Source organism: Pseudomonas sp. GD03862 (genome assembly GCF_029840855.1).
In the GTDB taxonomy this organism is placed as follows: Bacteria; Pseudomonadota; Gammaproteobacteria; order Pseudomonadales; family Pseudomonadaceae; genus Aquipseudomonas; species Aquipseudomonas alloputida.
On record NZ_JAOCDI010000037.1, the window covers coordinates 38,304 to 55,768 of the forward strand.

Annotated in this window: 18 protein-coding genes; 4 read left to right on the forward strand and 14 right to left on the reverse strand. The window is 63.2% G+C overall.

Features of this window, described 5'->3' with window-relative positions; all coding sequences use genetic code 11:
- Window positions 1-3: 3 nt before the first annotated feature.
- From N5D53_RS21030 to N5D53_RS21050, 5 genes are all read right to left on the reverse strand, one after another.
- Complete coding sequence (locus tag N5D53_RS21030; RefSeq protein WP_010952771.1) at window positions 4-993, reverse strand: ABC transporter ATP-binding protein; 990 nt, start codon at window positions 991-993, stop codon at window positions 4-6.
- 1 nt (window position 994) lies between these two features.
- Window positions 995-1,789, reverse strand: coding sequence for an ABC transporter permease (locus tag N5D53_RS21035; protein ID WP_003252553.1), 795 nt, complete (start codon window positions 1,787-1,789; stop codon window positions 995-997).
- Entirely contained in the window at window positions 1,779-2,618 is an 840-nt protein-coding gene (locus tag N5D53_RS21040; RefSeq protein WP_129933444.1) for an ABC transporter permease subunit, read from the reverse strand. Before N5D53_RS21040 ends, N5D53_RS21035 begins: the two co-directional genes overlap by 11 nt.
- The gene (locus N5D53_RS21045; RefSeq protein WP_190870052.1) at window positions 2,615-3,421 is read right to left on the reverse strand and encodes an alkaline phosphatase family protein; all 807 of its coding nucleotides are present in this window, start codon (window positions 3,419-3,421) and stop codon (window positions 2,615-2,617) included. The genes N5D53_RS21040 and N5D53_RS21045 overlap by 4 nt, the downstream gene beginning before the upstream one ends.
- Before the next feature lie 129 nt (window positions 3,422-3,550).
- A complete protein-coding gene (locus N5D53_RS21050; protein ID WP_190870053.1) occupies window positions 3,551-4,615 on the reverse strand; it encodes an ABC transporter substrate-binding protein in 1,065 nt (354 codons plus the stop codon).
- 327 nt (window positions 4,616-4,942) lie between these two features.
- On the opposite strand from N5D53_RS21050, the gene N5D53_RS21055 reads away from it, so the two are divergent.
- Window positions 4,943-5,656 carry a UTRA domain-containing protein gene (locus N5D53_RS21055; RefSeq protein WP_003252562.1) on the forward strand — a complete coding sequence of 238 codons (714 nt, stop codon included), beginning with the start codon at window positions 4,943-4,945 and terminating at the stop codon, window positions 5,654-5,656.
- A gap of 31 nt (window positions 5,657-5,687) precedes the next feature.
- On the opposite strand, the gene N5D53_RS21060 is transcribed toward N5D53_RS21055, so the two are convergent.
- The 7 genes from N5D53_RS21060 to minC form a co-directional block, all read right to left on the reverse strand.
- On the reverse strand, window positions 5,688-7,835 hold the full coding sequence (locus N5D53_RS21060; protein WP_049587301.1) for a mechanosensitive ion channel domain-containing protein: 2,148 nt from the start codon (window positions 7,833-7,835) through the stop codon (window positions 5,688-5,690).
- 44 nt (window positions 7,836-7,879) lie between these two features.
- Window positions 7,880-8,047 carry a hypothetical protein gene (locus tag N5D53_RS21065; RefSeq protein WP_003252566.1) on the reverse strand — a complete coding sequence of 56 codons (168 nt, stop codon included), beginning with the start codon at window positions 8,045-8,047 and terminating at the stop codon, window positions 7,880-7,882.
- A gap of 140 nt (window positions 8,048-8,187) precedes the next feature.
- A complete protein-coding gene (locus N5D53_RS21070; RefSeq protein ID WP_004575813.1) occupies window positions 8,188-9,477 on the reverse strand; it encodes a M18 family aminopeptidase in 1,290 nt (429 codons plus the stop codon).
- A gap of 169 nt (window positions 9,478-9,646) precedes the next feature.
- Window positions 9,647-10,282, reverse strand: a complete 636-nt coding sequence (locus N5D53_RS21075) for an RluA family pseudouridine synthase (protein WP_019436776.1) — start codon at window positions 10,280-10,282, stop codon at window positions 9,647-9,649.
- Between the two features lie 151 nt (window positions 10,283-10,433).
- A complete protein-coding gene (minE, locus tag N5D53_RS21080) occupies window positions 10,434-10,688 on the reverse strand; it encodes a cell division topological specificity factor MinE (protein ID WP_003252572.1) in 255 nt (84 codons plus the stop codon).
- Window positions 10,689-10,691: 3 nt separating this feature from the next.
- Window positions 10,692-11,504, reverse strand: coding sequence for a septum site-determining protein MinD (minD, locus tag N5D53_RS21085; RefSeq protein ID WP_003252574.1), 813 nt, complete (start codon window positions 11,502-11,504; stop codon window positions 10,692-10,694).
- A 109-nt stretch (window positions 11,505-11,613) separates the two neighbouring features.
- Entirely contained in the window at window positions 11,614-12,375 is a 762-nt protein-coding gene (gene minC / locus N5D53_RS21090) for a septum site-determining protein MinC (RefSeq protein WP_020192896.1), read from the reverse strand.
- A 111-nt stretch (window positions 12,376-12,486) separates the two neighbouring features.
- On the opposite strand from minC, the gene N5D53_RS21095 reads away from it, so the two are divergent.
- Together N5D53_RS21095 and N5D53_RS21100 are read left to right on the forward strand one after the other, a co-directional pair.
- Window positions 12,487-13,422, forward strand: coding sequence for a lipid A biosynthesis lauroyl acyltransferase (locus N5D53_RS21095; RefSeq protein WP_104962383.1), 936 nt, complete (start codon window positions 12,487-12,489; stop codon window positions 13,420-13,422).
- A 27-nt stretch (window positions 13,423-13,449) separates the two neighbouring features.
- Window positions 13,450-14,598, forward strand: a complete 1,149-nt coding sequence (locus tag N5D53_RS21100; protein ID WP_020193406.1) for a patatin-like phospholipase family protein — start codon at window positions 13,450-13,452, stop codon at window positions 14,596-14,598.
- 89 nt (window positions 14,599-14,687) lie between these two features.
- On the opposite strand, the gene N5D53_RS21105 is transcribed toward N5D53_RS21100, so the two are convergent.
- Both N5D53_RS21105 and N5D53_RS21110 read right to left on the reverse strand, forming a co-directional pair.
- Complete coding sequence (locus N5D53_RS21105) at window positions 14,688-15,515, reverse strand: VacJ family lipoprotein (RefSeq protein WP_079732502.1); 828 nt, start codon at window positions 15,513-15,515, stop codon at window positions 14,688-14,690.
- Window positions 15,508-16,806 carry a serine protein kinase PrkA gene (locus N5D53_RS21110; protein ID WP_020193404.1) on the reverse strand — a complete coding sequence of 433 codons (1,299 nt, stop codon included), beginning with the start codon at window positions 16,804-16,806 and terminating at the stop codon, window positions 15,508-15,510. The genes N5D53_RS21105 and N5D53_RS21110 overlap by 8 nt, the downstream gene beginning before the upstream one ends.
- 190 nt (window positions 16,807-16,996) lie before the next feature.
- Between N5D53_RS21110 and N5D53_RS21115 the strand changes: the two genes are divergently transcribed.
- The gene (locus N5D53_RS21115) at window positions 16,997-17,362 is read left to right on the forward strand and encodes a hypothetical protein (protein WP_014592050.1); all 366 of its coding nucleotides are present in this window, start codon (window positions 16,997-16,999) and stop codon (window positions 17,360-17,362) included.
- The last annotated feature ends 103 nt before the right edge of the window (window positions 17,363-17,465 follow it).

Consider the following 17,465-nt stretch of genomic DNA (forward strand, 5'->3'; position numbering starts at 1 on the left):
TCCTTAAGCCACTTCCCGCAGCGCAGTGGGGTCGATCGACACGCTTACCCGTTTTCCGTCCGCATGCAAGTCGGCCGGCGAGCGGTTGAGCACATCGACCACCAGCTCCACTTCGCGCACCCGCACCCGGTAGCGGATCACGTTGCCCAGCAGGCTGTGGCTGCGCACCTCGGCGTCCAGCTCGCCGTGCTCGCCAAGGGTGATCGACTCCGGGCGGATCGCCAGGCGGCTGGCCACCGGGCGCTGCAGCAGGCGGCTGGCGCTGTCGGCGTCGAGCAGGTTGTAGTTGCCGATGAAACCGGCGGCAAACAGGTCCACGGGGGCGGTATAGAGGGTTTCGGCATCGCCGCTCTGAACAATGCGCCCCTGGTTCATCAGGAAGATGCGGTCGGACATGGTCAGCGCTTCCTCCTGATCGTGAGTGACGAAGATGGTGGTCAGCCCCAGTTCGCGCTGGATGGCGCGGATCTGCTCGCGCAGGTGCTTGCGGATACGCGCATCCAGCGCCGACAACGGTTCGTCGAGCAGCAGCAGGCGCGGGCGGGTGACCAGTGAGCGTGCCAGGGCCACGCGCTGGCACTGGCCGCCGGAAAGCTGGTGCGGGTAGCGCCCGGCGAACTTGCCCAGCTCCACCAGCTCCAGCACCTCGCGTACCCGCAGCTGGCTTTCGTCGGCCTTGACCTTCTGCATGCGCAGGCCGAAGGCGACATTCTGCTCCACGGTCATGTTAGGGAATAGCGCGTAGCTCTGGAACACCATGCCGATGCCACGCTTTTGCGGGCTTAGCGGCACGATGTCGTGGCCGTCGAGCAGTATCTGCCCGCTGTCCACCGAGGTCAGCCCGGCAATGCAGCGCAGCAGGGTGGACTTGCCGCAGCCGGACGGGCCGAGCAGGGTGACGAATTCGCCGCGTTCGATGTGGCAGTCGATGCGCTCGAACACCGGGCTGCCGGCGTAGCTTTTCTGCAGTTTCTGTACGCTGACGAAGCTCATGTCAGGTCTTGTCCTTGTTCAGGCGGTTGGCGACCCAGGTCAGTACCAGCACGAAGGCGAAGTAGGAGATGACCAGCGCGCTGTTGAAGTGGCCGCTGCTGTTGCGCATGTTGTTCAGGTACACCTGCAGGGTCTCGTAGCGGGTGCCGACCAGCAGGTTGGCAAACACGAATTCGCCGAACAGGAACGAGAACGACAGCAGCACTGCCACCATCAGGCCCTGGCGCAGGTTCGGCAGCACCACCAGCAGTGCGGCCTGCCAGGTGCTGGCGCCGAGCAACTGCGCGGCGTCCATCAGGTCGCGCAGGTTGATGGCCTGCAGGTTGTTGGTGATGGCCCGGTACATGAACGGCAGGGCGATGGTGAAGTAGCAGCCGATCAGGATCCACGGTGTGCCGACCATGGCCATCGGCCCGCTGCCATACAGCTGCAGCAGCCCCACCGACGACACCACCGGCGGGACCGCGAATGGCAGCAGGATGAGGATGTTCATCAGCGCGTCGAGCCGCGGGAAGTGGTAATGCACCACGAACAGCAGTGGCAAGATCAGCACCACCGACAGCAGCAGTGCTCCTACGCACACCAGCAGCGACTGGCCGAACGCGGCGAGGAAACGTGGCTCGCTCCACAGCGCCGCATACCACTTCAGGGTCAGGCCACTGGGCAGCAGGCTCGCCGACCAGCTGGTGGCCAGCGAGTAGAGCAGGGTGCCGGCCAGGGGCAGCAGCAGGATCAGGAACAGCAGGTAGACCACGAGGCGGTGGTACCAGCCGCCGGAGCGGATGTCAGCGCGCATGGTAGCTCCTTTTCAGCAGCCATTGATGCACCACCGTGACCAGCGTCATCAGCCCCACCAGCACCATCGCCAGGGCGCTGGCCAGGTTCGGATCGAGGCTGATGTCGCCCGCCACCAGGCCAGCGATGCGGATCGGCAGTACGTTGAAGTTGCCGGTGGTCAGTGCGTACACGGTGGCGTAGGCGCCCAGGGCGTTGGCCAGCAGGATGACGAAGGTGCCCAGCAGTGCCGGGGCCAGCACCGGCAGGCCGATGTGTCGCCAGAACTGCCAGTGGTTGGCGCCCAGCAGCGCGGCTGACTCGCGCCAGTCTTCGCGCAGGGCGTCGAAGGCGGGGTACAGCAGCAAGACGCCCAGCGGGATCTGGAAGTAGGTGTACACCAGGATCAAGCCGCTTTTGGAATAGATACTGAAGTCTTCCAGCAGGCCGACCTGCTTCAGCAGCAGCGTCAGCGCGCCGTTGAAGCCAAGCAGGATGATGAAGGCAAAGGCCAGCGGTACGCCGGCAAAGTTGCTGGTCATGTTGGCGAAGGCGCTGACGAAGTCGCGCAGCTTCGAGTCCACCTGGCGCAGTGAATAGGCGCCGAGGGTAGCGATGACGATGCCGAACACGCTCGACCAGAAGCTGATTTCCAGGCTGCGTTGCAACGCCTGCAGGTAGAACTTGGAGGCGAACACCTTGCTGAAGTTGTCGATGCCCCAGCCGGCCTCCGATTGCAGGCTGTTGATCGCCACCCAGGCCAGCGGGGCGACCTGGAAAATGACGAAGAACACGGCGAACGGCAGCAGGCAGAGCAGGGCCAGGTAGCGGCCACGTATGCCGCCATTCACTTCAGCAACTCCCGGCAAACTGTCTTGTCGTGCGCGGCGCCCAGCAGCTCGCAGATGGTGCCGCACAGTTCGGTCTGCAGCGGTTTGGCGGCCGGGTCCAGGCTGAAGGCATCGCCGAAGACGAACAGCGGCACTTCACGTTCTTCAGCCAGCAGGCCGTTGTGCGAGCGGTCGTTGTTCATGCCGTGGTCGGCGGTGACCAACACCTGATAGCCCTCTTCGAGCCAGCCAGGCAGGTAGTCGGCCAGCAGGATGTCGACGCTGCGCGCAGCGTTGCGATACTGGCTGCTGTCCAGGCCGTGGCGGTGACCTATGTCGTCAACACTCATCGGATGCACCAGCAGGAAGTTGGGCGCGTGGCGGCGGCGCAGGTACTCGCCATCGGCCAGAAGGTGCGAATCGGGGTAGCGGTCGTCCCAGTAGAACAGCCCGTGCTGGATCGGCAGTTTCGGCGCGTGGGTATGGCGGTCGCGCTGCGGATCGAAGGGCGAGCGGTTGTACAGCTCGCTCATCCAGTGATAGGCCGCCGCCGCGGTGCCCAGGTTGGCCTCGCGGGCGTAGTGAAACACGCTGCGTTGGTTGGACAAGCGGTTGATGTTGTTGTGCACGATGCCGCTGTCGATCGGTGGCACGCCGGTGAGGATGCATTCGTACAGCGGCCGCGACAGCGAGGGCAGCTCGCATTCCACGCGGTACAGCGCGGCACGGTCGGCCTCGACGTAGGCGTGCAGGTGGCCCATCGCATGGTGAGCGACCTGATAGTTGAGGCCGTCGAGCAGGACCAGGATGACGTTGTGTTGCATGTTTTCTCCAGTAATGAACCGCGTTGGCATCTTCGCGGGTAAACCCGCTCCTACATGTATCGCGTATCCCTGTGTAGGAGCGGGTTTACCCGCGAAAGGGCCGGATCAGGCACTACAAAGCCCAGCCCCTTACTCCATCTCGATGATCACCTGCTCCTGCCACATCTGCGGCAGTTTCTTCGAGGTGGCTTCCCAGGCTTCGGCATTCTTGATCGGCTGGGCGGCAGCGTACTGGTCGTTGGGCAGCAGCTTGGCCTGCACATCCGCCGGCAGCTTCAGGTGCTCGGCCCGGATCGGCCGCGCATGGCCCTTGGCCAGGTTGATCTGCCCGGCGTCGCTGAAGATGTATTCACGGGTAAGCTTGGCCGCGTTGGGGTGCTTGGCGTACTTGTTGATGACCGTGGTATAGCCGGAAATCACCGAGCCGTCCGAGGGGATCAGCACGTCAAAACGTTTTGGGTCGATCTGTTCACGGTAGCTCAGGCCGTTGAAGTCCCACACCACGCCAACTTCCACTTCGCCTTTTTCCAGGGTCTGGATGGTCGGGTTGGCCAGTGACAGGCGCTTCTGCTGCGCCAGCTTGGTGAACAGCTGCAGGCCCGGCGCCACGTTGGTTTCGTCACCCTTGTAGGCGATGGCCGCAGCCAGCACACCGTTGGCGGCCTGGGCAGCGGTGCCGACGTCACCGATGGCGACCTTGTACTTGCCTTTTTCCAGGTCATGCCAGGTTTTCGGCCGTTCCTCTTCCTTGACCAGGTCCTTGTTGATGATGAAAGCGATGGTGCCGGTATAGGCCAGCGCCCAGTGGCCGTCCTTGTCCTTGGCCCATTCCGGCACCTGGTCCCAGGTGCTTGGCTTGTAAGGCTGGCTGACGCCCTTGGTCACCGCGATCGGGCCGAAGGCGGCACCCACGTCACCGATGTCGGCGCTGGCGTTGTCCTTCTCGGCTTCGAACTTGGCCAGTTCCTGGGCTGAGCTCATGTCGGTGTCGCTGTGCTTGAGGCCGTACTTGCTGGCCAGGTCTTCCCAGGTGCCTTTCCAGTTTGCCCAGGCGTCGGGCATGCCCACGCTGTTGACAGTGCCTTCCTTGCGGGCGGCGTCTTCCAGGGCCTTGAGGTCAGTGCCGGCGGCCATGGCCGTGGTGCACAACGCGATGGCCGAACCAAGCAGTGACGCCATGAAGAACTTTTTCATCCGAAGCTCCTTTGGGTGGGTGCCTTTGCGATCGTTGTTCTGGGTAAAGCCGTTGCAAGCCTTTGACTGGCACCTTTGGTCTAGGTCAGCAAACCTTGAGCCAAAGTAGGCCGCTTGCGTGACAGTTTGATGTAGGGAGGGGGCCGGCAAGGGCCCTGAAGCTACAGCGTAGACCAGGTAATCGCCCCGGTTCTGCTGGCTTGGCGCGTTTCTGGCAGTGCCTGGCTCAAGCTTTGTCACAGGATGTTCATCAGCCCTGCCTAGGCTTGCACTATTCTCAACCTGCCCTGTGATGGGGCTGGACTAGTCCAGATAGGTAACCTTTCGATGCAGTCGACGCCCCCGCGTGCGGTAACAGCCATCTGCCATGCCCTGCAGGAGCAGATCGAGCATGGCCTGCTGGCGCCGGGCGGCAAGCTGCCGGCCGAGCGGCGGCTCAGCGAGGTGTTCGACACCACGCGCATTACCCTGCGTGAGGCGTTGGTGCAGCTGGAGGCCCAAGGCTTGATCTACCGAGAAGAGCGGCGAGGCTGGTTCGTTGCGCCGCAGCGCTTGACCTACGACCTGATCGAGCGCAGCCATTTCCATGCCATGGTGCGCGATCAGGGGCGGGTGGCCAGTACCGAACTGCTGTCGGCGAGGCTGCAGCCGGCTTCGGCGGCCATCTGTGCACGCTTGCAGCTGCCGGCGTTGTCCAGTGTGGTGCGCGTCTGCCGGTTACGGCGGATTGACGGGCGGGCGGTGCTGTATGCCGAGCATTACCTCAACCCCCGGTACTTTCCAGGCATTCTCGAACACGACCTGGCGCAGTCACTGACCGAGATTTATGGGCGGGTGTATGGCATCGAGTACGGGCAGGTGTGCTTCGAGATCCTGCCGACAGCGTTGCCGGTGGAGGCGGCAAGCGCTTTGAAAGTGTCGGCGGGCAGCCCGGGGTTGCACATTACCCGGGTCAACAGCGACCAGCATGGGCACTTGATCGACTGTGACCTCGAGTATTGGCGGCATGATGCGATCCGCATTCGTGCCCAGGCTGGATGATGTGTTGCCTTCTTCGCGGGTAAACCCGCTCCTACGAGCCGGCCTCGGTCATTCCACCCCCACCGGCTGTCACCACCTGCACCGACAACCGCGGCGTCGCCAGGTCCAGCCCGGCTTCATCCAGCTGCCGCTTCAAGGCCAGGTTGAACGCCCGCGACACCTCCCACTGCTTGATCGGCGCGGTCTTGAACCGCGCCCGCAAGATCGCCGACCCTGACTCGAAGCTCTCCACCCCCTGTAGCTCGAGCGGCGACCAGATATTGCGGCGCATCAGCGGGTCGTTGCGCAGCTTCTGCCCCACTTCGCGAACCAGCGAGATCGCCTGGTCGATGTTCATGCTGTGCGGGATTGCCACGCGGAAGATCGCGTAGCCGAACTCCCGCGAGTAGTTCTTGATGCTCTTGATCTCGCTGAACGGGATGGTATGCACAATGCCGTCGATGTCGCGCAGGCGCACGGTACGAATGGTCAACCCTTCCACCGTGCCCAGGTGGCCGCCGACATCCACGTAATCGTCGATGGCCAGTGAATCTTCGATGATGATGAACAGGCCGGTGATCAGGTCGGCTACCAGCGACTGCGCGCCAAAACCGATGGCCAGGCCGATCACACCGGCACCGGCCAGCAGTGGGGTGACGTTCATGCCCATGTTGGCCAGGGCGACGATGACCGCGATGATGAAGATGACCACGAACATCACGTTGCGAATCAACGGCATCATGGTTTGCGCACGGGCGTTGGCCAGCCCCCGGCGCGAGCGCACCAGGGCATGGTGTACGGCGGTGTCTGCAAGGATCCACACCAGCCAGGCCACGATCAGCGTGCCGGCCAGGCCCAGCAGGCGCAGGCTGATGTCATGGCCGTCGCCCTCGGCGAAGCTGATCATCGACACGCCCCACACGCGCAGGCCCAACTCGATGAACACCAGCCAGATGAACAGGTGCACCAGCAGGTAGCCGAAGTTGCGCAGGCGCTCGGTGTACACCGCCTGGCGCTTGCTGGCCCGCTTGGGGTTGGCGGCATGGCGGCGCACCAGGCCGTTGAGCACCATGCACACCACCACCAGCACGGTGCACATCAGCGACTGGCGCAGGGCGGTGCTGGTGTCGCCGGCGGAGACGAAGGTGGCGAACAGCGAAATGGCCACCAGGATCAGCGCCGGAATGAACCAGAAGCTGCCGAGGATCTCGATGGTATCGCTGAGGGTACGTCGGGTCAGGCGCCGCGACAGTGGCTGGTTGCGGATCAGGTGGGCGATCGGCCGGCGGAAGCGCAGGATGAACAGCCCGGTACACAGTGCCGCAATCACATTGGCCAAGGTAGCCAGGGTGTGGGCCAGGTGGGTACCGAGGGCAACCAGCATGCGTGGATCGCTCATCGCCTCGCCAAACGCGGCGAAGCTGCCGATCAGCCACAACGGGCGAAACGCCTGGCGCCGCAGGATGTGCAGGGCGCGGTGGCGGTGTGGGCCGTCCAGCAAGGAAAAGGCGATGACGCAAATGGCCGAAAAGCAGGTGCCGACCACCAGCGCATAGGCCAGCACCATTGCCAGGGATTTGCCCAGTGATGGCGGCAGCACGAAACTCAGGTACACCGTGAACACCAGTGCTACCAACCAGGGGCCGAGCTTGCGCAAGGCAAAGCGCACCAGGTCCCAGGTCCGCGGGTGCTGTGGCAGTTCCTCGCTCAGGCCAAAGCGCAGGCGGACCCGATGGCCGACCCAGTTGAAGGCATAGGCCAGCACGCTCCACACGGCAATCACTGCAGCAAAACCGAACAGGATCGCCGGCCACTGGTGCACGGGCACCACCAGTTCCGCCAGTTCGGCCTGGGCCTGTTCGATTTCCGCGGCCCAGCGGTGGAATGGGCTGGCATCGCCGCTGAACTGTTTTTCAAAGTCATGCAGGGCACCGCCGATCAGGCCGAGTACGCCCTGTTCAACGCTGGGTTGCGATTGCCGGGTGGCGTCGCGCAGTTTTTTCAGGTCGGCCAGCAGCTTGGCCCGTTGCTGGTCGTTTTCGAGGTTCTTGATCACCTCGTCCAGCGACTTGCCCAGCGGCTCGGTGGCCTCTGGTTGCGCGGGCGCACTGCCGCCCAGCAGGCCAGGCAAGCCCGCCGCTTGTACCGGGGCAATGAAAAGCAAGAGCAACAGGAACAGGTAACGCAGGAGGGCAGGCACTGGCAAATCTACCTCAGGTCAAACGATTGACCGAGTGTAGAGGTTTATGTCGGCAGTTTCTCGAGGATCTTCCAGCAGGTGAGGCCGAAAATACCCAAGGTGCCGACCCACATCATCAGTACACCGATGTTGCGTTCGCGCATGCTGAAGCCGATGGTCAGCAGCATCAGGAACAGGAACACCGGGACGAACAGTGACAGGAACGGGGACATGGACAGCAATCCTTTTGCAGTGGGGCCATGTAACAAGCATAGCGCTTGGCCAACGAGGCGTGATTGACCTTGAGCACGTTTAAGCAGGCGCGGCCTGTTCGAGGCGTCGAACCGCCGCGAACAGGCCGCGCCTGCTTACATCAAGGCAGCTCGCGGCTACGGTAGAACGCGGTCAGTACCTTCACCAGGTGCGCCAGGTCATGGCTGCCACACAGCTCGCGAATGGAGTGCATGGCAAATGTCGGCAAACCGATATCCACCGTGCGCACACCCAGGTGGCTGGCGGTGATCGGCCCGATGGTCGAGCCACAGCCCATGTCGCTGCGCACCACAAAGCTCTGCACCGGTACTTCCTCGGCCATGCACAAGTGGCGGAAGAACCCGGCCGTCTCGCTGTTGGTGGCGTAGCGCTGGTTGTTGTTCACTTTGATCACGGGCCCGGCGTTGAGCTTCGGCCCGTGGTTGCCGTCATGCTTGTCGGCGTAGTTGGGGTGCACGCCGTGGGCATTGTCGGCCGACACCATCAGCGAGCGCTGGACGGTGCGCACATAGGTGTCGCCATCGGGTAGCAGGCGCTGCAGGGTCTGCTCCAGCATCGGGCCATCGGCACCGCAGGCCGAGCAACTGCCGACTTCTTCGTGGTCGTTGCACACCAGCACACAGGTTTCGTCGCTGTCGGCGGCCAGCAGGGCCTGCAAACCGGCGTAGCACGACAGCAGGTTGTCCAGGCGGGCGCCGGCGATGAAGTCGCCATTCAGACCGATCAGCGCGGCGTCCTGCGTGTCATAGAAGCTCAGCTCGTAGTCCAGCACCACGTCGGCGATCAGCTCATGCTCGCGGGCCAGTTGCTCGGTGAGCAGGGCGCGGAAGTCGATGCGTTCGTCACCGGCCACTTGGGCGAGGATGGGGGGCAGTTCGTTCTGCGGGTTGATCGCCCAGCCTTCGTTGGCGGTGCGGTTCAGGTGGATCGCCAGGTTGGGGATGATCGCGATTGGCAGCTTGAAGTCGATCAGCTGGCTTTCGACCTTGCCGTCACGGCGGTAGGTGACGCGGCCGGCCAGCGACAGATCGCGGTCGAACCAGGGGGCCAGCAACGCGCCGCCATACACTTCCACGCCCAGTTGCAGGAAGCCCTGGCGCTGCAGCTCGGGCTGAGGCTTGACCCGCAAGCACGGGCTGTCAGTGTGGGCGCCGACCATGCGGATGCCATTGAGCAGCGGCGACTGCTTGCCCAGTTTGATGGCGATGATTGAAGAATCGTTGCGGGTGACGTAGTAGCGGCCGCCAGTCTCGGGGTCCCAACTGTCGCGCTCGTCCAGGCGCTTGTAGCCGGCCGCCTCAAGGCGCTGGACCAGGCTGGCGGTGGCATGGAAGGGCGTGGGGGAGGCCTTGAGAAATTCGATGAGGCCGGTATTCAGTGCGTCGCGCATAGCTCACTCCAGACAGCAGTGGCGCGAGTTTAACGCAGAATGTCGACAATTTGTGTCTGCATCTTCGCAGCTAACGCCGCTCCCACAGGTATTGCACAGCCCCTGAGCGCAGTGCGGTCCTTGCAGGAGCGGCTTTAGCCGCGAAGAGGCCGTTACAGGCCCTGCAAAATCAGAACGGTGCCGGGCACTCGAACTTCAACCGCTGCCCGGACACCGGGTGGGTAAAGCTCAGCATCGAGGCATGCAGGCACAGCCGCTCATGGGCCGCCAGGGCTTGCGGGTTGGCGTACAGGCGATCACCCAGCAGAGGGTGCCCGATCGACAGCATGTGCACGCGCAGCTGGTGCGAACGCCCGGTAATCGGCGTCAGCTCCACCCGACAGTGATCGCCGCAGCGTTCCACGATACGCCAGAAGGTCAGGGCGTGCTTGCCCTGCTCGTGGTCCACCACATGCCGTGGTTTGGTCGGTGGGTCGTAGCGCAGCGGCAGGTCGATGCTGCCGCTGTCCAGCGCCGGCTGGCCCCAGCACAGTGCGGTGTAGGCTTTTTCGGTTTCACGGTCGTGGAACTGGCGCGACAGCTCGCGGTGGCTGTCGGCATCGCGGGCCAGCAGGATGATGCCGGAGGTTTCCCAGTCCAGACGGTGCACGATCAGCGCATCGGGGTAGCCGTTTTCCTGCAGACGGGTGATCAGGCAGTCCTTGTTGTCCTCGGCACGGCCAGGTACCGACAGCAGCAGGGTCGGTTTGTTGATCACCAGGATGGCGGCGTCTTCGAAGAGGATCTGGACATTCGACAGCGGCATTGCAGGTCTCACGAAAATAGCAGTAAACGCTGGGGCCGCTTTGCGGCCCTTCGCGGGCAAGCCCGCTCCTACAAAGGATATGCGTTCCCCTGTAGGGGCGGGCTTGCCCGCGAAGGGCTGCAAGGCAGCCCCAAATTGTCGACTACGCGGATCAGCGATCCGGCAGGGTGATGTTCAGCTCCAGAATCGAGCAGCTGCCCTGGTTTTCCAGCTCGATATGCACATCATCGTTGCCGATGTTCACATATTTGCGGATCACTTCCAGCAGTTCTTTCTGCAGCGCGGGCAGGTAGTCCGGTTCGCTGCGTTGGCCGCGCTCGTGCGCCACGATGATCTGTAGACGCTCTTTCGCTACCGACGCGCTGGTCTGTTTCTGTCTGCCACGAAAGAAGTCAAAAAGGTTCATGGTTTATTTGCTCCCGAAAATGCGCTCGAAGAATCCCTTCTTCTGTACATCGATGAAGCGCATCGGCTTCTCTTTGCCCAGCAGGCGGTCGACCGCATCACTGTAGGCCTGGCCGGCATCGCTCTGGTCATCGAGAATGACCGGGATACCCTGGTTGGACGCCTTGAGGACGGCCTGCGATTCCGGGATCACACCCTTGAGCTTGATCGACAGGATTTCTTCCACGTCGGCCACGCTCAGCATTTCGCCTTTGACGACGCGCTCAGGGTGGTAGCGGGTGATCAGCAAATGCTCCTTGATCGGCTCTTCACCGTTTTCGGAGCGGCGCGACTTGCTCGACAGAATGCCCAGCATGCGGTCGGAGTCACGTACCGACGAAACTTCCGGGTTGGTCACCACGATGGCTTCGTCAGCGAAGTACATGGCCAGGTGAGCACCTTTTTCGATACCGGCAGGCGAGTCGCAGATGACGTACTCGAAGTCCTTCTTCAGGTCCATCAGTACCTTTTCCACGCCTTCCTGGGTCAGCGCGTCCTTGTCACGGGTCTGGCTGGCGGCCAGCACGTACAGGTTCTCGAGGCGCTTGTCCTTGATCAGGGCCTGTTGCAGGTTGGCTTCGCCGTTGACCACGTTGACGAAGTCGTACACCACGCGGCGTTCGCAGCCCATGATCAGGTCGAGGTTACGCAGGCCCACGTCGAAGTCGACAATGACGGTCTTGTGGCCGCGCAGTGCGAGGCCGGTACCAATGGCGGCGCTGGTAGTGGTCTTGCCCACACCCCCCTTGCCGGAAGTAACCACGAGAATCTTGGCCAAGGTGTTTCACCCCTAAAAATAGTCGGGACACTTGTCCCTGCAAAAAACTGAAATAGCTAAATAAAGGCAACGGTAAAAAAGTTGCTCTAAAAATGCTGGCAAGTATCCGTTAAAGACGGGTGATGTTCAACACGTCACCAGACAGGCTGACTTGCACGCTGGTCCCCCACAGTGGATCCCGGCGCAGGTCTTCGCAGACTTTGTACTGGCCGGCGATCGAGACCATTTCGGCGGTCATCTGCTGGCAGAAGATACGCGCCTTGGTGTTGCCTTTGATGCCGGCCAGGGCGCGGCCGCGCATGGCGCCGTACACATGGATGTTGCCATCGGCCAGAAGTTCCGCACCTGGGCTGACCGAAGCCGTCACAACCAGATCACCTCCCTGAGCATAGATCTGTTGGCCACCGCGTACTGGCGAAGTAATGATGCGGGTCGGGCGCACCTCGGGTTCGGGGGGCGGTGGTGGCGCCGGGGCCGGTTCGGGCTTTTTGACCACCTCGGGCTCGGGCTCCAGCGGCCGTTCGCGGGCCCCTGACGGCGGCAGCACCGGCAGGTCGATGGCGATGGCGGCGGCGATGTCCTCGATGCGGTTGGCGCGGATGGCCAGGGTACGCAGGCCGTGGTGGCGGCAGATTCGCATCAAGCCGGGCAGGTCGACCGCCCCTTCGTCGGCCGGCAGCTTGTCCAGCGCCAGCACCAGCGGTGTATTGCTGAAGAAGTTCGGGGCCTGGGCGACTTTGGCCGCCAACTGGCGGTCGAGGGCTTCAAGGTCATTGCGTGCCAGTTCCAGTACCGTAATGGCGAGCATGCTGCCCTTGAGCTGGAACACGGAGGCGGTGTCGGATGTGTGGTTTGGGCTCATGGTCTGCATAGACGGCTTGTTGCGAAAAAAGTGCCCTGACTTATAACGAGAACACCGGTTGCCCGCAACATGCGCTGATCCGTTGTAGAATGCGCGGCCTTTGTCTTTCCGGATGCTTCAATGGAACGCCCGCGTTTTCGTCCCTATTTCCTTCACCCCAAGTTCTGGGGCCTGTGGCTGGGCCTGGGCCTGCTGTGGCTGGTGGTTCAGTTGCCGTACCGGGTGCTGCTGAAGATCGGTGCCGCGCTGGGCGCCGTCATGTATCGCTTTGCCGGTGAACGTCGGCGCATCGCCGCGCGCAACCTGGAGCTGTGCTTCCCGGAGCTGTCGGTCGACGAACGGCAGCGTTTGCTCAAGGCCAACTTCGCCTCCACCGGCATCGCCTTCTTCGAAATGGCCATGAGCTGGTGGTGGCCCAAGGCCAGGCTGGCGCGCCTGGCCCATATCGAGGGCCTTGAGCACCTGCAGGCCGCCCAGCAGGCGGGGCAGGGCGCGATCCTCATGGCGGTGCACTTCACTACCCTTGAAATCGGCGCCGCGCTGCTCGGCCAGCAGCACACCATCGACGGCATGTACCGCGAACACGGCAATGCACTGTTCGACTTCATCCAGCGCAGCGGCCGCGAGCGTCACAACCTCGATTCGCTGGCGGTGGAGCGCGAGGACGTACGTGGCATGCTCAAGCTGCTGCGTTCGGGCCGGGCGATCTGGTACGCACCGGACCAGGACTACGGCGCCAAGCAGAGCATCTTCGTACCGTTGTTTGGCATCCCCGCGGCGACGGTGACCGCTACCACCAAGTTCGCCCGGTTGGGGAAGGCGCAGGTGATTCCGTTCACCCAGAAGCGGCTGGAGGATGGCAGCGGCTATCGGCTGGTCATCCACCCGCCGCTGACGGATTTCCCCGGGGAAAGCGAAGAGGCCGATTGCCTGCGCATCAACCAATGGGTCGAGAGCGTGTTGCGCGAGTGCCCCGAGCAGTACCTGTGGGCGCACCGCCGGTTCAAGTCGCGGCCCGAGGGTGCGCCGCGGCTGTATGACAAGAAGAAGCGCTGAAAACACATCAACCCCAGGAAGGACGCCATGGCACCACCCCCGGTAACCGGTCTCATCCTGTCTGGCGGCGGCGCCCGCGCCGCCTACCAGGTCGGTGTGCTGGCGGGCATCGCCGAGTTGCTGCCCGCCGGCGCGGACAACCCTTTTCCGGTCATCGTCGGCACCTCCGCCGGGGCCATCAACGCCGTCACCCTGGCCAGTGGAGCCGTGCACTTCAACGACGCCGTGCAGCGGCTCACTGCCTTCTGGCAGAATTTCCGCAGCCATCTGGTCATCCGCAGCGACTGGCCCGGGGTCGTGCGCCAGGCCAGCCGTTTCGTCGGCCACAGCCTGCTGGGGCTGGGTGGTCAGGCCCCCGTGGCGTTGCTCGACAGCAGCCCGTTGCGCAGCCTGCTGCAAACGCACCTGAACCTGGATGGCATCGGCCACGCCTTGGCCGCCGAGCAACTGCGCGCCGTGGCGGTGACCGCCTTTGGCTACGAGTCTGGCCAGGCGGTGACCTTCTACCAGGGCCGCGGCACCATCGAGGCCTGGCTGCGCCACCGGCGTATCGGCGTACCCGCACCGTTGACCATCGACCACCTGCTGGCCAGTGCGGCGATCCCGCTGCTGTTCGCCCCGGTGCAACTGGGCGGCGAGTATTACGGCGACGGTGCAGTGCGCCAGTCGGCGCCGATCAGCCCGGCCTTGCACCTGGGCGCCAGCCGGGTGCTGGTGGTCGGGGTCAGCGGAAACCCGCAGCGGCCAGCGCCACCGGTGCCGCCCCAGCGCGTGTTCAGCGGGCAGCAGCCGAGCCTGGCGCAGATCGGCGGGCACATGCTCAACAGTACGTTCATTGACAGCCTGGAAGGCGATATCGAACTGCTGCAGCGCCTCAACCACTTGAGCGGGCTGTTGCCGGCGCACCTGGATGCCCGGCGCCTGGGGCTGGCACCGATCGACGTGCTGGTGGTGGCGCCCAGCCAGCCGCTGGATGAGATTGCCGCTCGGCACCGCCGCGAGTTGCCGGCGGCGTTACGCCTGTTCTTACGGGGGCCGGGGGCGACGCGCACCAGCGGGGCGGGAGTGTTGAGCTATTTGCTGTTCGAGGCCAGCTATTGCAGTGAACTGATCGAGCTGGGGCGGCGCGATGCCCTGGCCAAGAAGCGCGAGCTTTGCGAATTCCTGGGGATTTGATGTTGCCTTTGCGGGCCCTTTCGCGGGTGAACCCGCTCCTACAAGGGATTGTGTAATGCCTGTGCAGGAGCGAAAGGGCCGCAGCAGGCTTACTCGGCTATCTGCAACTTGCGCGCCTGGGTATACACATACCGCACCTTTTCATACTCGAACGGCGAATTCAGCTGGCCATAGCGGAATTTGGTCGTATAGCGCTTGTCCACCACACGCAGGGCGAAGATTTCCGGATGATCGGTGCTGGCTTCGGCCACGTTCAGGTAGTTGACCGCCTGCTCTCCCGCATAGTCCACCACCAGCCCGGTGGTATCGCGCAGGTTCGATGGCCCTAACACCGGCAGCATCAGGTACGGCCCATCCGGTACGCCATAGAAGCCCAGGGTCTGGCCAAAGTCCTCGCTCTGGCGCGGCAGGCCCATGCTGGTCGCCGGGTCCCACAGCCCACCCACGCCGATAATCGTGTTGAACATCAGTCGCGCAGTGATTTCTGCCGAGCGCTTGGCTTTGAGCTGCAACACGCTGTTGAACAGGTTCGGCACATCGCCAAGGTTGTTGAAGAAGTTGCTCACCCCCGTGCGCACGAAGCTTGGGGTGACATACTGATAGCCATTTACCAGCGGCAGCAGCACCCATTGGTCCAATCGGTAGTTGAAGTGGTAGATGCGCCGGTTGATCGACTCCAGCGGGTCGTACACGTTCAGCGCCTGCAGGGTTGAGCGCTCGAACTCGCGCTGGTCCAGCCCCGGGTTGAATTTCAGCTCACGCAGCGGGTCGAGGAAGCCATCGGCTTCGGGCACCAGTGGCGCGGTGCCGATCACCTGCGGGTCGGCCTCGACCACACTGGCTCGGGGTGCGGTTTCGGCGGCCAGGGTGTGGCCAGCGGCAAGCAGGGCAGTGGCGAAGAGGAGTTTGTTAACCACGGAAGAACTCCAGCATGGCGTCACTGTTGACGCGGTAGTTGAGGTTGCCGCAATGGCCGCCATGGGGGTAGAGGGTCAGCCGTTCGCCGAACACCTTGCGCAGGAAGCCAATGTCGCCCGGGCCGAGAATGACGTCGTCGGCGTTGTGCATCACGGCGATCTTGTCACTGCTGCGCAGATAGTCTTCCAGGGCATACAGACTGACCTGGTTGACCAACTGCAGGATGCTGTTGCCGTCGGTGCGGGCGCGCCACATCGGAATTACCTGTTCGGTCATGTAGCAGTCGAAGTCGCACTGCAGGGCGCGCTTGAAGAACGGCGTGAGGCTGCTGCCTTCAGTGATCGGGAACTTCGGCGGAATGATCAGGCCGCGGCGGTTGATCAGGTCGGAAGTGAAAGCGATGTCCGCTGCCGAGAAGCGGAACGAAGTGCCGATCAGCATGGCCATCTGTTCGTTGGACAGGTGCTGGCGCGACTGCTGGAAGTCGTACAGCAGGGCGTCGTTCAGGTCGATGTAGCCCTTGTCCTGGAAGTAACGGGTGAGTTTTTCCAGCATCAGCTCGTAGAACGTGGTGCTGCGGTCGATGCCCTTGACCTGGGTCTGCACCAGCTTGTCGAGGTTGTTGATCGAGGTGTAGAGGTTGACCGGTGGGTTGAGCAGCAGCACACGCTTGAAGTTGAAGCTGCGGCGGGTTTCGTCCAGGTGGCTGACGAAGGCGGCGTCCAGCGCACCCAGGCTGTAACCGGTGAGGTAGAAATCACTGACCGGCAGGCGTGGATGCTGGGCGCGCACGGCCTGCATGACCCGGTACATGTCTTCGGCGTCTTCCTGGCTGATGCCGGGGGTAGCAAAGCGCGAGGCTGCACTCATGAAGTCATAGCTGGTGGGCGATGACAGTTGCACCACGTGGAAGCCGGCCTGGTAGAACAGCTTTTTCAGGTATTCATTGATGCTGCTGCTATAGGGCGCACCGGTGCCGGCGATGATGAAGATCAGCGGCGCTTCGCGATCCTGGCGGGCCAGGCGGTACTTGAGCTTCTTCACTGCCCAGAAGTTGTCGGGCAACGTGAACTCGCGTTCCGGGCGCAAGTTCAGGCTGTAGTCGGACTGAGTGATTTCATCGTCGCTGGGCAGGTCAGGGCGCTTGTCCGGCGGCGTGGTGGCGATGGTGGCCTCGAACGGGTTGGTAAGAGGGTAGCCATAGCTGGCAGCGTCGATATCCCGCGCTGAAGCGGCCACAGCCATGAGCAAGCTGCCGAGCAGGGCAGCGAGGCGCAAAGATCGAAGCATGTAATCCCCCAAAAGAACGCAAGGTCGAGCAGTGTGCAGGCTAGGACCACAGCCAGGTGGGCAAAGTTGCCCGCTGCGGTGGCATTTGGCGTACTTGCTATCTGCAACATAGCTGCCGGGGTGTGATTTTGCCTTAGAAACGGGCATAAGCGATCATGGACGTTTTCGATTACCGCTATTGGAGAACAGGATGTCTCGTTCGCTGCCGACGGCGCTGTTGCTGCTGTTCCTGGGGGGTTGGCTCGCGGCCAGTTATGGCGTGCGTTACGGCCTGATGGAGGACGGCCAGTGGGTAGGGCTGTGCGCAGTGCCGACCGCCTATTGGCAGTGCGAGGTGCGTTCGCTGCTGGGGTTGGGCATTCACCATCAAGTCATGGCCTGGGGCGGATTGGGCCTTGCGCTACTGGCCCAGTTCGTTTCCGCGCGTGCCGGCTGGTGGCTGGCAGTGTTGGCACTGGTGTTCGCGGTGCCGGCGCTGGTGCTGTACACCGCCAGCATTGCGGTGTTTGCGCTGGTGCTGGCGGGGTTGCGCCTGGTCAGGCAACCCCCATTGTAGGCAGCTGCGTGTACCTGTGGGAGAGGGCTTGCCCGCGAAGCCAACACCGTGGTGGATGGCACGGGCTTCGCCCGTGTTCGCGGGCAAGCCCGCTCCCACAGTC

Bases quoted from the DNA above. Each gene is read 5' to 3' on its own strand.
- N5D53_RS21070 (WP_004575813.1), bottom strand. From the start codon at position 9,477: ATGCGCGACGCACTGAATACCGGCCTCATCGAATTTCTCAAGGCCTCC.
- N5D53_RS21065 (WP_003252566.1), bottom strand. From the start codon at position 8,047: ATGTCCCCGTTCCTGTCACTGTTCGTCCCGGTGTTCCTGTTCCTGATG.
- minC (WP_020192896.1), bottom strand. From the start codon at position 12,375: ATGCAGACCATGAGCCCAAACCACACATCCGACACCGCCTCCGTGTTC.
- N5D53_RS21055 (WP_003252562.1), top strand. From the start codon at position 4,943: ATGCAGTCGACGCCCCCGCGTGCGGTAACAGCCATCTGCCATGCCCTG.
- N5D53_RS21075 (WP_019436776.1), bottom strand. From the start codon at position 10,282: ATGCCGCTGTCGAATGTCCAGATCCTCTTCGAAGACGCCGCCATCCTG.
- N5D53_RS21035 (WP_003252553.1), bottom strand. From the start codon at position 1,789: ATGCGCGCTGACATCCGCTCCGGCGGCTGGTACCACCGCCTCGTGGTC.
- N5D53_RS21115 (WP_014592050.1), top strand. From the start codon at position 16,997: ATGTCTCGTTCGCTGCCGACGGCGCTGTTGCTGCTGTTCCTGGGGGGT.
- N5D53_RS21095 (WP_104962383.1), top strand. From the start codon at position 12,487: ATGGAACGCCCGCGTTTTCGTCCCTATTTCCTTCACCCCAAGTTCTGG.
- N5D53_RS21110 (WP_020193404.1), bottom strand. From the start codon at position 16,806: ATGCTTCGATCTTTGCGCCTCGCTGCCCTGCTCGGCAGCTTGCTCATG.
- minE (WP_003252572.1), bottom strand. From the start codon at position 10,688: ATGAACCTTTTTGACTTCTTTCGTGGCAGACAGAAACAGACCAGCGCG.
- N5D53_RS21100 (WP_020193406.1), top strand. From the start codon at position 13,450: ATGGCACCACCCCCGGTAACCGGTCTCATCCTGTCTGGCGGCGGCGCC.
- N5D53_RS21030 (WP_010952771.1), bottom strand. From the start codon at position 993: ATGAGCTTCGTCAGCGTACAGAAACTGCAGAAAAGCTACGCCGGCAGC.
- N5D53_RS21045 (WP_190870052.1), bottom strand. From the start codon at position 3,421: ATGCAACACAACGTCATCCTGGTCCTGCTCGACGGCCTCAACTATCAG.
- N5D53_RS21050 (WP_190870053.1), bottom strand. From the start codon at position 4,615: ATGAAAAAGTTCTTCATGGCGTCACTGCTTGGTTCGGCCATCGCGTTG.